The 13,437-nt window shown below is 68.8% G+C and carries 10 protein-coding genes and 1 pseudogene; 9 read left to right on the forward strand and 2 right to left on the reverse strand.

The features are described from left to right. Positions 1–672: 672 nt before the first annotated feature. The 5 genes from ACIGYR_RS37955 (at position 673) to ACIGYR_RS37975 (ending at position 4,483) form a co-directional block, all read left to right on the forward strand. Entirely contained in the window at positions 673–954 is a 282-nt protein-coding gene (locus tag ACIGYR_RS37955) for a hypothetical protein (protein ID WP_399608530.1), read from the forward strand. After that, positions 951–1,478: an RNA polymerase sigma factor gene (locus tag ACIGYR_RS37960; RefSeq protein WP_399608532.1), complete on the forward strand. Its 528-nt coding sequence runs from the start codon at positions 951–953 to the stop codon at positions 1,476–1,478. Before ACIGYR_RS37955 ends, ACIGYR_RS37960 begins: the two co-directional genes overlap by 4 nt. Then, positions 1,475–2,098 (forward strand): hypothetical protein, encoded by a 624-nt coding sequence (locus tag ACIGYR_RS37965; RefSeq protein ID WP_399608535.1) that lies wholly within the window; start codon positions 1,475–1,477, stop codon positions 2,096–2,098. The genes ACIGYR_RS37960 and ACIGYR_RS37965 overlap by 4 nt, the downstream gene beginning before the upstream one ends. Positions 2,099–2,972: 874 nt before the next feature. Then, on the forward strand, positions 2,973–3,332 hold the full coding sequence (locus tag ACIGYR_RS37970) for a hypothetical protein (RefSeq protein ID WP_399608537.1): 360 nt from the start codon (positions 2,973–2,975) through the stop codon (positions 3,330–3,332). Continuing rightward, on the forward strand, positions 3,329–4,483 hold the full coding sequence (locus ACIGYR_RS37975; RefSeq protein ID WP_399608539.1) for a caspase domain-containing protein: 1,155 nt from the start codon (positions 3,329–3,331) through the stop codon (positions 4,481–4,483). Before ACIGYR_RS37970 ends, ACIGYR_RS37975 begins: the two co-directional genes overlap by 4 nt. Before the next feature lie 369 nt (positions 4,484–4,852). On the opposite strand, the pseudogene ACIGYR_RS37980 reads toward ACIGYR_RS37975, so the two are convergent. Continuing rightward, positions 4,853–5,161 (reverse strand): annotated as a pseudogene (locus ACIGYR_RS37980) (ATP/GTP-binding protein); the annotation flags it as partial. A gap of 294 nt (positions 5,162–5,455) precedes the next feature. On the opposite strand from ACIGYR_RS37980, the gene ACIGYR_RS37985 reads away from it, so the two are divergent. The 3 genes from ACIGYR_RS37985 (at position 5,456) to ACIGYR_RS37995 (ending at position 9,379) form a co-directional block, all read left to right on the forward strand. After that, positions 5,456–6,709, forward strand: a complete 1,254-nt coding sequence (locus ACIGYR_RS37985) for an AAA family ATPase (protein ID WP_399608545.1) — start codon at positions 5,456–5,458, stop codon at positions 6,707–6,709. Between the two features lie 85 nt (positions 6,710–6,794). Continuing rightward, positions 6,795–8,606 carry a Mu transposase C-terminal domain-containing protein gene (locus ACIGYR_RS37990; protein WP_399608548.1) on the forward strand — a complete coding sequence of 604 codons (1,812 nt, stop codon included), beginning with the start codon at positions 6,795–6,797 and terminating at the stop codon, positions 8,604–8,606. Beyond that, positions 8,606–9,379 (forward strand): AAA family ATPase, encoded by a 774-nt coding sequence (locus tag ACIGYR_RS37995; protein WP_399608550.1) that lies wholly within the window; start codon positions 8,606–8,608, stop codon positions 9,377–9,379. Before ACIGYR_RS37990 ends, ACIGYR_RS37995 begins: the two co-directional genes overlap by 1 nt. Before the next feature lie 377 nt (positions 9,380–9,756). Here the strand turns inward: ACIGYR_RS37995 and ACIGYR_RS38000 are convergent, their stop codons facing one another. Beyond that, positions 9,757–12,306 carry a Helicase associated domain protein gene (locus ACIGYR_RS38000; RefSeq protein ID WP_399608553.1) on the reverse strand — a complete coding sequence of 850 codons (2,550 nt, stop codon included), beginning with the start codon at positions 12,304–12,306 and terminating at the stop codon, positions 9,757–9,759. A 287-nt stretch (positions 12,307–12,593) separates the two neighbouring features. Between ACIGYR_RS38000 and ACIGYR_RS38005 the strand changes: the two genes are divergently transcribed. After that, on the forward strand, positions 12,594–12,788 hold the full coding sequence (locus ACIGYR_RS38005) for a hypothetical protein (protein ID WP_399608556.1): 195 nt from the start codon (positions 12,594–12,596) through the stop codon (positions 12,786–12,788). Positions 12,789–13,437 lie beyond the last annotated feature (649 nt).

Raw genomic sequence — 13,437 nt, forward strand, 5'->3', positions numbered from 1 at the left:
CCTGTCTATGAGTGATGGTGGGCCCCAGAACACGACGAGGCCGGTGCTCCCGGCCCGCGAACGTCCTTGAACTGCTACTGGCTGCAACCGACGCTGACAGGGACACCGGCAGATCCACGTTGGCGCGTGATCTGCCCGCACGACGCCGGCACCCGCCACTCGGCGGTGCCGGTTTCGTCGTCTCCAAGCCCCGTTGCAACAAACCCTGGTACATCCGGGCGGCTCCACAGCGCAAACGACACACGAGGTGCATGACCGCCCGGGCTGTCGTGGCTGCCGCTGGCCCCATCCGGCGCCCGCCATCCGCCCGGCGTGCACGCTCCCGCGATGACGTTGATGTTGTCACCTCGCCGAAGTGAGGCAGCAACGCTCCACCTGCGCACCCGGCGGGCCCGGCGGCGCCGATGTCCACGACGGCGGACACGTGCATCCGCAGCTCGCCCCTCCGGCCAAGGACGCCGGCCCCCAGGCGGGACTCCCGCGGGCGGGCGCCCTGCCCGTCTGCGACGCGGCGACTTATGTTTCCGCTGGTCAGAGGGGAAACATCGTGGCAACTGGGGCTGACGGAAAAAAAGTTGGCCCATGGCATCCGGATCAGGGCCTGTCGGCGCGTGTAAGGGGGTGAGGGCGTCAACGCCCTCATCAACGAGTCGATGATGGGAGGCCGGTCTGGTGACCTGGCTCGAGTGGATGGGAGCGGGTGGGATCTCGGTCCCGCTGATGTTCCTGGCGTACTACGCGCTGCGCCGTACCAAGAGCGTGGTGGAGATGTGCCTGAGGGCGTACCTGCGGGCCCGCACGGAGCGCGAGCAGCGCGCGACGATGATCGCGATGGCGGCGGCGCTGCCGGAGGGCGGGGCCGCGGCCCGCTTCGAGGAAGGGCAGCCGGCCTGGCTGTTCTACAAGCACTCGGAGCAGGGCCAGGTGGCGATCGTCACGCGGGAGGCTGCGTGACCGAGCCCGACCGGGGCACGGACTTCGAGGCGTTCGTCCTCGAGACCAGCGCGGCGTTCTCCCGCGTGGCCCGGGCCGAAGCAGGTGGCGACCTGCACAGCGCGGAAGATGCTGTGCAGGTGGCCTACATGCGTATGTTCACGTCGTGGGAAAAAATCGTAGCGCGGCCCGGAAACCGGGCCGCCTACGGCCGCACCGCAGTCAGGAACGCGGTGATCGACCAGTTCCGGCGTAACCAGCGCATTACTCCTGCACCGTTACAAGACCTGCCCGAGCAGGAATCCCAGATCGGCATCCCCGATGCCGCCTATGAAATGATCAAAGAGGGTATCGATGAACTAGTCGCCAAACTTCCCGACCGGCAGCGGCAGGTCATCACCCTGTGCGTTCTCCAGGACATCAGCCCTGAAGACGCCGGGAAGCGCCTGCGCCTTAAGGAGGAGTCGGTGAAGAGCTACATCCGCATGGCCATCAAGAACCTGAAGAAGTACGTCGACGAGACCGGCGAGGAGGAAACCGCATGAGCACCTGGGGCAAGGAACACCAGCAGAGCGCCATCCGGCTCCTCGCCGTATGGGCCCTGCTCGAACGCTCCGAGCAGGCACTTTCGAAGAGTCCGCGGACACCCGAGGACTCGGCACAGGCGGAGGGGGGCCAGCTTGCCGGCTGGCCCCCGGCCCCCGCCCCGTGCCCGGACGACCGAGAGCTAACCGAAGCTAAGTGCGAACTCGTACTCCTGCTGGCACGTGAATGTGCGCATGAAACCGACGCGCAGGAAACACGCCGAATCGCGGAACTCCTGGAATATCTAGACCGGGACGAGGAGGCATTGAGTTGGTGGCAATGGGCGGCAGAGCGAGGTGACGAGGATGCGCGGGACTATCTTGAAATGCTTCATGCCGAAAGGCAGGAGCAAGAGAGCCCGCCAGAGTCTCCAGCAGCCTCGGGACTGGAAAAGAGTGCGGCACTGTATGTGTGGAAAGCCAGCGGAACAAGCACTGGGTCACACACATTCGCGGCCGTGCAACTGGCATTGAGTGCTGCAGCCAACCCAGAGCTGAGCGAAGACGCGAAGCAGCTGGTTAGGGAAATCGAAGAGTACTTGCAGCACCCTGATCGCATGACAGACGGAAGGCGACGCTGATGCGCAACACCCTTCTGCCATGCCTGGAAACGGGAGCAGCTCTATAGGCAGACCCATCATGAGTGCCTCACGCTGAGGCACAACGACTCGTTGAGGCAGCGGCCCGCCCAACCGGCGGGCCGCTGCCGCGTGTTCAGCAGGGCAAAACGACTCAAGAGCCCACTCCACGTTGAGAGCTGAGCCTCGGCCAGCGACCAAAGCACGCCAGGGCAGCGCCAGCAGCGTGTCCGGTGACTTCCAGATCAATGTGGGGTGCGGTCGGAGTCGGGGCATCCCCAGCACGCCGGCTCCGCGGTGGTCTGACCTCTTCCGGGGAGCAGGTTCCATCCAGCGGCCTGAGACCAGCTCTGGCGCGGACCGGGACGCGAGAGCAGCAACCTCTTTTCGAAGCACCGGCGCAGGCTCCCGACCAGCCGATCGCGTCCACCTCCCCCCAGCTCTCGCAGCGTGCCTCGCTGCTCGGTGGTGAGAGTGGTCGCGCAAAACGTTTCGCGTTGCCCTGGGTGTCGCCTGGATCGTGTTGATCTGGGCCGTTCAACTATGTCCATCGCATGCCGATGGCGGCCAGTTGCTCGTAACGCTTGCAGGGGGCTTGTTGGTGTGTGGGGTGGTCGCTGGCCTGGTGTATTGCTGGTTGGCTGAGAGGTTGGGCGGAGTGGTTCTGGGAGGGTGATCAGGGGCTTGAGCTGGGACTGTTGGTGGTGTGTTGAGGAGGGTTGGCGTGTTGTAGGTGTCGGTAGGGCTAAAAGGCTCGACAGGTGTTTGTGCTGCTCAGGGGTCTTCGTCTGGTTCGGGGTGCGGTGTTGTGCTGTAGCGGGTTTCCTGATCGGTTGTGCATTGTTGGTGGGCGCGTGGACGGATCAGGGGAGGTCGGGTGCAGTTAGAGCTGCAGGTCGGGCTGGGGGCGGGGGAGTTGCGTTCGCTGCAGGGCTGGTTGCGTGCGGATCCTGTGGTGCGCCGGTCTGCTGTGGTGGGGGTGCGCAGTGGTGTGCCGGGCCCGGGAGAGATGGGCACGGTCCTGGATGTGCTTGAGCTGGTGACGGGCAACGGGTGGAGCGCGGCGTCGTTCGTGCTGGCGGTCGTGGCGTGGCGGCAGAGCCGGCCGCAGCGGCCGCAGGTGGAGATCCGACGCGGGGAGACGGTCATCGTCCTGGCGGAGGGTTCTGAAGAGGAGATCGCGCGGGCGGTTCGGGCGCTTGAGGCCGTCGGCGGCGGTGAGGGCGACGATCGGTGAGTGTGCTGCCCGATCCGGGGGCCTCTAGGGCTGTGCTGGTGGGCACGAGCCGGTATGAGCATCTGGAGCAGTTGCCGGCTGTGTCGAACAACGTGCAGGCCTTGGCTGGTCTGCTGTGCGGGCCGCTGTCGCTGCAGTTGCCTGCCCAGCATGTGAGGGTCGTGGAGGATCCAGTTGCTGCGCACGCGGTGGTGGGCGAGGTGCGGCAGGCGGCCGCCGAGGCCAGCGACACACTGATCGTCTACTTTGCCGGGCATGGACTGGTCGATGCCCAGGATCAGCTCGTTCTGGCTCTGCCGCATACCGAGTTCGGCCGTATCGAGACCGGCCTGCCCTATGACTGGGTGCGCCAGGTGCTGCTGCTGGACTCCCGAGCCGAGCGGCACGTGGTGATTCTGGACTGCTGCTACAGCGGCCTGGCTTTGGGGAGGATGAGCGCTGGGACAGGCCTTGCCGACCAGGCGGCGGTGGAGGGCAGTTTCCTGCTGGCGGCCGCTGCTGAGACCCGTACTGCTCTGGCGCCGGTGGGGGAGACCTACACGGCCTTCACCGGGGCTCTGCTGGAGGCCCTGCGCCAGGGCATACCCGGCGGTCCCGCGCTGGTTGACCTCGGGGCGCTGTACCGGCATCTGCGCCTGACGATGGAGGCGCGTGGGCATCCTGTTCCGCAGGCGCGGGACCGCAACAGCGGTGCCCAGGTCGCGCTCGGACGTAACCATGCGAATCTGCCTGCCGCGCCCGTTGCTGCTGCGGTCGTTGCGGATGCGGGCGAGCGTCCCTGGCCGGATCCGCGCGCGATCCGTACCGTGACCGGGTTCTTCACCGCCCTCGCGGAGGTGCGCGTGGTCAGCGGCCTGACTCATCAGGCGGTCAGTGAGCGTTCGGCCGGACGTATGGCGGCGGGCACCGTCGGCCGTCTACTCAACCGCACTACTCTTCCCACGACTTGGGGCACCACGGCCGTCTACCTTTCAGCGTGCGGTGTCCCCGATGAGCAGATCACGCAGTGGCAGACCGCCTGGCAGCAACTGCGCCAGCAGAACGTGTCGGCGGGGACGGCGAGCCCGGCAGTCACCCGTGATGGCGGGCCTGAGAAGGCCAAAGCGTGGCAGCGCACTTTCTCGGCGTTCCGCCGAAGGCGGGATCACTGACCGGGTACCGCAGAGGCCGAGACACTGGACGGCTGAGGGCGAGGCGTCTTGTCCGGGCTGTCGGAGCCGTCTGAGAACAGGGTGTTCCATGCGGCGATGAGCAGCACAGCGGCGCCCAGGATGAGCCCCAGGGACGGCTTCTTCCATCGGCTGGACGTCGAGGATGGCTTCACGTAGTGCGCTGCCCGGTAATAGCCCTTGCGGGTCTTCACCTTCGTCTTTGCTTTCGCCACAGCTACACGCCCCCGTCCAGTGCGACTGTCTGACAGGCGGATTTTTGCAGCGATCGGGCCATGCCGTTTTCTGAACCGCTCAGTACGGCTGATTTCGCACTGCTGGGGGAGCGTTTCGGTCTCCGGGGTTGGCTGGTCAGCGGTTGCGGGTGGGGCGGGCGTGTTGTTCGGCGAGGTGGTCGAGGCGGATGGTGTCGAGGGTTGTTTTGGTGATGCGTTCGGTGCCGTCGTGGATGGCGGTGATGGCGGCTTGGCGGATGAGTCGGGTGAGGGATCCGATGCGGCCGGCGGTGCGTTGGTGGAGGTAGGCAGCGTGCCGGGGGAGGGTTCCGGGTTTGTGCTGGTGGAGGTCGAGGGCGTTTTCGATGTCGGTGATCACCTCGCGGAACGGTTCGTGTTTGCCGTGGCGGGCGGGGAGGGGGCCGCAGTCGACGAGCGTGGCGCGTGTGAGTGGGTGGTGGGGTGGCAGTGAGTGGGCGTCAGCGGGTTTGTGGTGTGTGTGTCCTGGTAGCGGGTCCAGGGCGGGGGTGTGATCGCTGTCATGGGGTGGCCAAGTGGCTGTTGTGGTGTGGCTAGCAGGTTGGTTGCTGGCTGTCATGGGTTTCGCTGTTCCTGTGTGAGGGGTTGGCGGGGTCGGGTGGGCTGGGCCGTATGACGGTTCAGGGGGTTTCGGCGGGTGAGCTCCGGGCGGGGTCGGCTGGGGCGGCGCCGGCGGGGGGGTGTGTCGTTGGCTCGGGGTGTGGTGGTGCGTCGGCTTCTTGCGGTGGATGGGGAGGGGACGCTGACTGCGCTGCATGTGCGGATCGCGGCGGAGTTGGCGGGTGTGTCGGAGCGGACGGTGTGGCGTTGGCTGGCCGATGGGCGCCGGGGCCATGTCGAGGCGCGGCCGCGGCAGGACGGGTTTTCGCTGAGTGACGCCTTGTGGGAGGTCCTGGCTCAGGCGGGCGGGAACGTCGCGGAGTTGCGGCGCAGGATGCTCCGGGCTCAGGAAGAGGGGGCGTTGGAGGGGTGGGGTGCGCAGTGTGTGCCCTCGCTGCCGACGCTGCACCGGGTGATCAAGCGGGATCTGGGGGCGGGCCGGGTTCTTGAGGTGGCCCGTCCGGCTGGGGCCAGGGTGGGGCTGGAGCCGAGCCGGTATGACCGGGCACTGGCGGATCTGGGGCTCGTGGACGGGGCGGGTGGTCCGCTTGTTGTCGACGGGCCGCCCGCCGACGTGCCGGTGCCGGAGGGCGCCGCGGATGCGGGGGTGCGGGGCGGCGGTGTGCGGTTGTACGTGCCGGGGGCCCGGCTGGTGTCCACACGGCAGGTGGCCGGTGTGGCGGAGGCTGTGGGGCATACGGTCGCGGCCCGCGGGATGTGCTGTGTATACGGGGACACGGGCCTGGGGAAGACGGTCGCCGTCGAGCAGGCGTTGCATCTTCTGCCCGGCCGGGTGCCGGTGTGGAGGGCGGTGGCCGGTGTGGCGCCCGGTCTGCCGCAGTTGCGGGCCTCGCTGTGTGAAGCGTTCGGGCTGCCGTCGGGGGCGCTGCCGCATCGGGCCGGGCCGGCCAGCCAGGCTCTGATGCGGGCACTGGCGGAGCCGGGTGTGCTGTTTCTCGATGACGCCCAGCGGCTGACGCCGCCGCTGCTGGATTACCTGCGGCAGTTGTGGGACGCGCCGGGCTGTGCGGCGGCGCTGGTGCTGTGTGGGGCGGGAAGCGAACGGGCCGTCGCCCGTGCTTCGGCGCTGCGCTCGCGGGTGCTGACCTGGCACCAGGTCGGCCGGCTTGAGCCGTCTCAAGTGCCGCAGACGCTGACTCTGTTCCACCCCGTGTGGGCGCAGGCGGACCCGGACGACCTTGCGCGGATGGACGAGCAGATGGCGCGCGGCAATTTCCGCACGTGGGCGAAGATCACATCGCATGTCTACGCAGCCCGCGAGCGCGGCCCCGCAAGGCGTGTGGACCGGGAGCTGATCGAGCAGGCCTGCGCGCGTCTTGGCCCCTATCCGTGACTGTCCGGGCTGCCGAAGGGCTCGTTCATGGGTGACCTTCACCTGTCCCGACGGGGTGAACGAAGACGCGCTTCACGGAAAGCGGATGAGAACGAAGGGGCATGGCGTGGACGGGCAGTCGCTGACGCCGCCGGAGGATCCAGCCGGTGTTTTGGGGGAGGAGTCGTTGACGGCATTGCGGGCGCCTGCGGTGCGTCGTCTGCTGGCGCTGCGCGCCGAGCGGCGGCTGTCGCGGGAGCATGTGCGGCTGACGGGGGAGTGCCTGGGCGTGTCGGAGCGCACGGTGTGGCGGTGGCTGGCCGAGGCATCCCAGAGCCCGGCGGCGGCTGCGCACCCCGGAGCCCGCCACACGAGCCGGTTCGAGATCACCGCGGAGATCCGGGTGCTGCTGGCGTACTGGCACGGCAACGCCTCCGCAGTCCACCGCCAGCTCATGGAGCGCGCCGCGGCCGAGGCCGGGAGCGTACGAGCGCAACAGTCCGGCGCTGCCGCGCCCGGCCCTCCGGACCCGGTGGCTGTTCCGGGTGGGGCAGCCCTGTCGCAGGTGCCGCTGCTGGATCCGGTCCCGTCCCTGTCGACGTTCCTGCGCGCGCTGCGCCGTGATCTGACGGCGGGGGAGCGCGCCGGTCTCGCCATCGGACCGGAGGCAGCCCGCGCCCATGACGTGTTCGGCAAGCGTCCGCCGTCATGGCGCAACTACGCCTGGGAGACCGACCACGTCCAGGCCCCGCTGCTGGTCGACGCCGACGGCGACCTGGTGCGCCCGTGGGTGACCTGGTTCATCGACACCGCCACCAAAGTCATCACCGGCACCGCGGTCACTCCTGGCGTCCCTTCCCGTGCCTCCGTGCTGGCCGCGCTGCGCGCCGCTGTGCTGCGTGAGGAGCCCTACGGCCCCGCGGGAGGAACACCGGAGCAGGTGCGGGTGGACCGGGGCAAGGACTTCCTGTCGACCACCGTCACCACCGCGTTCGGCACGATGGGCGTGAGGGTGAAGGACCTTCCCGCCTACAGCCCCCATCTCAAGGGCACGGTGGAAAACCTCAACCGAGCCGTTGACCGGATGCTGTTCGCGGCCCTGCCCGGCTACACCCTCACCCCCACCAAGCCCCGCTCCGGCCGGCGAAGTAAAGGCGCCGGCCGCAGGCCGAAGACTTCCGGAGCCATGTCGTTTCAGGACTTCACAGCGGAGGTGCTGGCCTGGACACACTGGTGGAACACCGAGCACCGGCCCAAGACGCTGTCCGGCCGTACGCCGCTTGAGGCATGGCAGGCCGATCCGACTCCCGTCACGGACGTCCCCGCCGCCGACCTGTGGACGTTCACCCTGGAGGACGACGGCCGCCTGCGAAAGCTGACCAGCCACGGCGTGCGGTGGCGCGGGCGCATCTACATCGCCCCCTGGATGACCGGACAGGCCGGCCGTACCGTCACAGTGCGCTACATGCCGCACCACGATCACGAGATCGACATCTGTGACGCTAGCGGCGGATATCTCGGGCCCGCGCACCTCGCGGACGCGGCCACTCCCGAACAACTCGATGCCCTGCGTACAGCCCGTGCGGAGCGTGCCCGACGTCTGCGTGCCGAGGTGAAGGCCGCCGAGACGCTGCGCCGACAGCGCTTCGCCCCGGCCACCACGGCCGGGCCGGCCCAACGGCTGGGAGCCCTCACCTCCGCTCAAGCCGGGCACGAACTGGCCGCCATCGAGCACACCGACGCCTCGAAGCTGGCGCTGCCGGACCTCATCCCGCCCGCCGCGCCCCCGGCCGACTGGCGCACCCCGCCCTCCCTCGCCACCCGGACCGCGCCCGGCCGGCCTGCTCCCCTCCCCGCCGAACCTGCCGACGGCCCACCTGGCCCAACCGCACAGACCGCTGAAGACGGAGGCGCCTGATGACCGCGGCCACCTACCAGTACGTCGACCTGCCCGACGCCTCCGTGGTCACCACCCGCGCCCTGCTCACTGCCCGGGAGAACATCACCGACACCGTCGCCGCCCGCGCGATGATGTGCATCCACGGCGGCGCCGGCTTCGGCAAGACCCTCGCCGTCAACACCTGCCTGCGCGCACTCGAACCCGGCGAGGACGTCCGCAAGATCACCTTCCGGGCCCGGCCTACGGCCCGCGCGGTGCGCTACGAACTGTTCACCGCGCTCGACCTGGCCGGCGAGCCACCGCGCCACCCCAGCGAGTTCGACCGTCTGCTGAAGACGGCCCTGGCCGAACGCCCCCGTACCTTCCTCGTCGACGAAGCACAATGGCTCAACGGGGAGGCGTTCGAATACTTCCGCTACCTCTGGGACGAACCCTCAACCCAACTCGCCATCATCTTCGTCGGCGGCGCGGGCTGCCACACCGTGCTGCGCCGCGAACCGATGCTGTCCTCCCGCGTCTTCATCTGGCAGCAGTTCACCCGCCTCACACCCGACGAGGTCCTCGAGGTGATCCCGCTGTTCCACCCGATCTGGGCCGACGCCCACCCCGACGACATCGCCTTCGCCGACAGCCACGCCGCGCACGGCAACTTTCGCGCCTGGGCCCCCGCGCACGGCAACTTTCGCGCCTGGGCCCAGCTGACCGCCCACACCCGTACCGCACTGGCCCGTACGGGACGTGCCCGCGTCGATCAGGAGCTGCTGCGCTGGGCCTTCAGCCGCCTCGCCTGACCACACCGCCCATGTCTCCCGCACCGTAGTTGCCGTCCGTCACCGTGGTTCTCGACCGCCACGACGACACGCTGCACACGCACACCGCTCTGGCCGCCCACCATCCGCCGTCCGGCCGGATCACCCTGCACCCCGGCCTGGGCACCACCAGCGTGGCCGGCCTCGCCCACGACCTTCTCGCCGCCCTGGGCAAGCCGCCCCTGCACGATGCGCCTCCTGCAGCTACAGGCCCGCACCGGTATCCACCTGACCCTGGTCTGCCACCGCCCACACGCCCATCGCTGGCGCGCACCGCCCCGGGCGGGCCGACACCCCCACGCATGATGAACGCCTCATGTACGCCATCTGTTCGGTTTGCGTACGCGGCAGCAGCACAGTCAGGTCCATCGCATGCCGATGGCGGACAGCTGCTCGACGCGCTTCGGCGTGAGGGTTGCGGCTCTGGAGCGCTGGTTCCCGACCCATGTTCCTAGTCGCACCTGGTGTCCCTGCATCCCCTGACCGTCGTGGCCGCCATCCCCGTCGCCGACGGTGATCGTTTCGACATGGCTCCTCGGTACCCGCAGGTGCCCCTCGCGTTGGTAGTACTGGGTGGCGGCGGCGAGGTTGAGCGCCCATTTGTCGGCCTGCGTGCGGCGCGGCTTCGGCTTCTCGTCCTCGGTCGCGGGTTCGATTCCGAGGACCTGCTCGCACAGCCACTGCTGCACGATGGTGAGCTGGTCCCACCCGAGCCGTACCGACTGCACCCACCGCCCGAGATCCTCGCCCTGGCGCACGACGTCGCCCGCCTGGGTGGGCAGCGCCTGACCGGCGTCCAGATGCATTCGAACCAGGTGGAAGCAGCGCTGCCAGGTGACCGGCCACGCCGGGCACCAGGACGCGTCGATCTCCTCCAGCTGCTCGCGCCGCTCGTCCGACAGCGCCCCGGCCGACGACTGAACCGGCAGCCCCTCGGCACGCCGCTGTTCGATCTCCTGCGCCTTCCGGGCGGCGGCCCGCGCGTTCTTCAGGAAGATGCCCACCTTCGCGCCCTGGTAGGTGGCGTCCAGCGGGGCAAGGAGGTGGCCGTGTTCGGCCGCCCACCCGCGCGCGGCGGACAGGCCTTCCTCCCACGCGACGTCGAAGTGGGACCAGATCATGCCGAGCTTCTCCAGCTGTGCGACGCGGTCGGCGTCCATGTCTCCGCGGGCGTAGAACCGCCTGGCGTCGGCGGTCCACTGCCCAAGGGGGAACCCGGCGAGCGAGGCCGGCCACCCCGCGCCTTCCACCGCCTGGTCGTCGACGGCGGGTACGCGGAACGTGTACGGCACGTTGAGGTCGCCGTGGAGCCGGTTGTAGATGACGGCGGCCTCCACGCCGCGTCGCCAGTGCTGATGCTCGGGGTTGAGGACGCGCAGGTTGATGAACGCGGCCAGTTGCTCTGGGTCGCGTGGTGTGGAGAACTTCAGCAGGTCGCGGGCCGGTACTGACAGGCCACGCTCGCTTCGGTCGCTCTCCACTTCCTCGCCCGGGATCTCTCGGCTGCCGCTGCGGCTCTGCACGCCCCTGACACGGCTCTGTGCCTGCTGTTCAGCGAGCTGCTCCACCACCCGAGCATCGTGCGCCCTGAGCGCCTCCAGCAGCTTCGCCAATCCGCCGTAGGCCCGGGAGGTGAGCATGTTGTCCGGCGTCTCGCCGGGCCCGAGCAGGACCGGCACCACGAGCGAGGCGACCTTGCCCTCGCCGGGCTGCATCCGCAGCGCCCTGCCCACGGCCTGGACGAGGTCGGGCATGGAACCGCGGACGTCAGCGAAGTAGACGGAGTCGCAGTTCTTGGTGTCGACACCTTCCCCGAGTACGCGAACGGAGCCGAGGAAGCTTTTCTCCACGACCGTGCCGTCGGTGGCGATCCCGGTCGCGAACTCGCCGAGCACGCGCCGTCGGTGGCCCGGTTTGTGGTCACCGCACAGCCAGCTAGCCCAGATCGTGCGCGGATACAGCCCAGCGTCGGTGTCGTGGAGCCGCTCGGCGACGTCGGGGAGGCCGGCCGCGAACGCCTCGGCCTCCTTCACGACGTGGTGGAAGACGAGCGTGCGCCGGAAGCCCTCCTCCGAGGACGCCTTCACCAGGGCGGTCTGGAGGGCCGCGAGCCGCGCCCCCCGCACCTCGTCCGAGCGGCCCTCCACGCCCAGGAGCTGCGCGGTCTGGAGCTGGGTGTCAGTGATGTCCACGCACACCACCTGGTAGGGGGCGCAGATGCCCCGGTCGATGGCCTCGGACAGCGTCAGCGTGTAGCAGCGCGCCCCGAACGGCCCGTCCGGATCGTCCTCCATGGACGCGACCAGCTCGCCCGGCGCGCCCTGGTCGGCGTCCTCGTCCAGCTGCCACAGGCGGGGTGTGGCGGTCATGTAGAGGCGGCGCAGTGCGGGGATGCGGGTGTTGTCGTGAACGACCGCCCACGGCTTGCCGATCCGCCCCGAAGTCCGGTGCGCCTCGTCGACCACGATCAGGTCCCAGCCCGGAAGGCCAGCCCGGTGCGCGCGTTCCAGCGTGCCGAGCCCGAGGGAGGCGTAGGTAGCGAACACGGTGACTTTGTCGAACGGCTGCACCCAGTCGACCAGTTCCTCTACGTCCGTGGTGTTGGGGAAGGGCACCTCCTCGCCCCGCAGGGATGAGACCCCGATCATCGGGCCCGTACGGCCTCCCGCGCGCCACGCGGCCTCGGTCTGGGTTAGCAGGTCCAGCGATGGCACGAGCACCAGCACGCGTCCTGCGCGGAGCTCCTCAGCGCTGCGCGCGGCGACGAGGGTCTTGCCCGATCCGGTCGCCATGATCACCTGAGTGCGGAGGCCTCGCTCCGGAACGGTCGACCTTGCAGGCAGCTCAAGTGCTCGGAGTACGGCGTCCACGGCTTCTCGCTGATGAGAACGAAGCTGCTTCACGGTCATTTCGCTCTACTCTCTTCCCGGAGCCGGACGACAGGCCACACACCGGAACACAGCCAACTGACTTGCAGACACTGAGCGTTGTCGCGCAGCACCCACCCAGACAGCAGATCAACATCCATGCCGAGGAACACCGAGGAGCACATTGTCGTGACCGCAGTCCTTACATCCTCGAAAGCAATTCATTCCAGAGTCTATCGCGGCGAAAAAATGAAGCAGACCTTTCAAGGAATCAGCGAGGGAGTCGCGGGTACTCCGCAGTCGTCCCCTTCCGCCTGTCTTGGAGAGTCATGACACACAAGGTCGAAAGCGATACGGGCAACCGGTTCTGCAAGGCGTGCGGCACGCTGGCCGAGGACGGGAAGCTGTGCAGCCACTGCGGCGCCGTCCTGGACCTCCCGGACGGCGCTGGTCTGGTTGAAGACCAGGGTGCAGGAGTGCGCCGTGACTTCGAAGGACGCACCGAGCAGCAAGAGCAGAGGTGAGCAAGACGATGGAGCCAACCTGCTGAACAGCGTGCCCTGGGGTACACGGCTGCGCATGGCACCGAAGACCGAACGCATTCAGTTCCTGCGGGCTGTGCGGCAGCTGCACAGTGTCCGCTCCTTCTACGCTGCGGGTGTTCTGCTGTGGGCGGGGTCTGCTTCCTGGGCCGGTTGGCAGGCGCCTGGGAGTCGGCAGATGTGGGTGTCTGTTCTTCTCCTGGTCGTATTCACCGGCCTCCTCGTCACCGCTGGCCTGTCCCTGCGACGTCTCACAGTTCCCGAGACGGGCCGGCCCGCACATCACGCTGCCTCGCGCAGGACGGCAGGCCGCAGTCACGCCCATGCTTGAGGCCCCGTCAGCTGGGGCAGCCCGTCTCTGGACCTGTCCCTCCGTCCCTCGTCCTTCCAGCCAGCCCGGCCCGCGTTAGCGGGCCCCAAGGTGCTGGAGGCGCAGCCGGAAGGACCGTCAGGCGGGGGAGCGCAGCGGACCCGCCGGCCAGGCTGGAGCGAAGCGAAAGCCTGGTAGCGGGACGAAGTCCCGCCGGTCCGGGAGCGCAGCGGACGGACCGTCACCCCTCTTGCGCAGCAAGAGGGGTGAGCGGGTGGCGAAGCCACCCGCCAGCGCTCACGCGGAGCGTGAGCGCAACAC

Source organism: Streptomyces sp. NPDC053076 (assembly GCF_044546845.1).
In the GTDB taxonomy this organism is placed as follows: Bacteria; Actinomycetota; Actinomycetes; order Streptomycetales; family Streptomycetaceae; genus Streptomyces.

Excerpts from the sequence above, each read along its gene's own strand:
- ACIGYR_RS38005 (WP_399608556.1), top strand. The coding sequence starts at position 12,594 with ATGACACACAAGGTCGAAAGCGATACGGGCAACCGGTTCTGCAAGGCG.
- ACIGYR_RS38000 (WP_399608553.1), bottom strand. The coding sequence starts at position 12,306 with ATGACCGTGAAGCAGCTTCGTTCTCATCAGCGAGAAGCCGTGGACGCC.
- ACIGYR_RS37990 (WP_399608548.1), top strand. The coding sequence starts at position 6,795 with ATGAGAACGAAGGGGCATGGCGTGGACGGGCAGTCGCTGACGCCGCCG.
- ACIGYR_RS37965 (WP_399608535.1), top strand. The coding sequence starts at position 1,475 with ATGAGCACCTGGGGCAAGGAACACCAGCAGAGCGCCATCCGGCTCCTC.
- ACIGYR_RS37995 (WP_399608550.1), top strand. The coding sequence starts at position 8,606 with ATGACCGCGGCCACCTACCAGTACGTCGACCTGCCCGACGCCTCCGTG.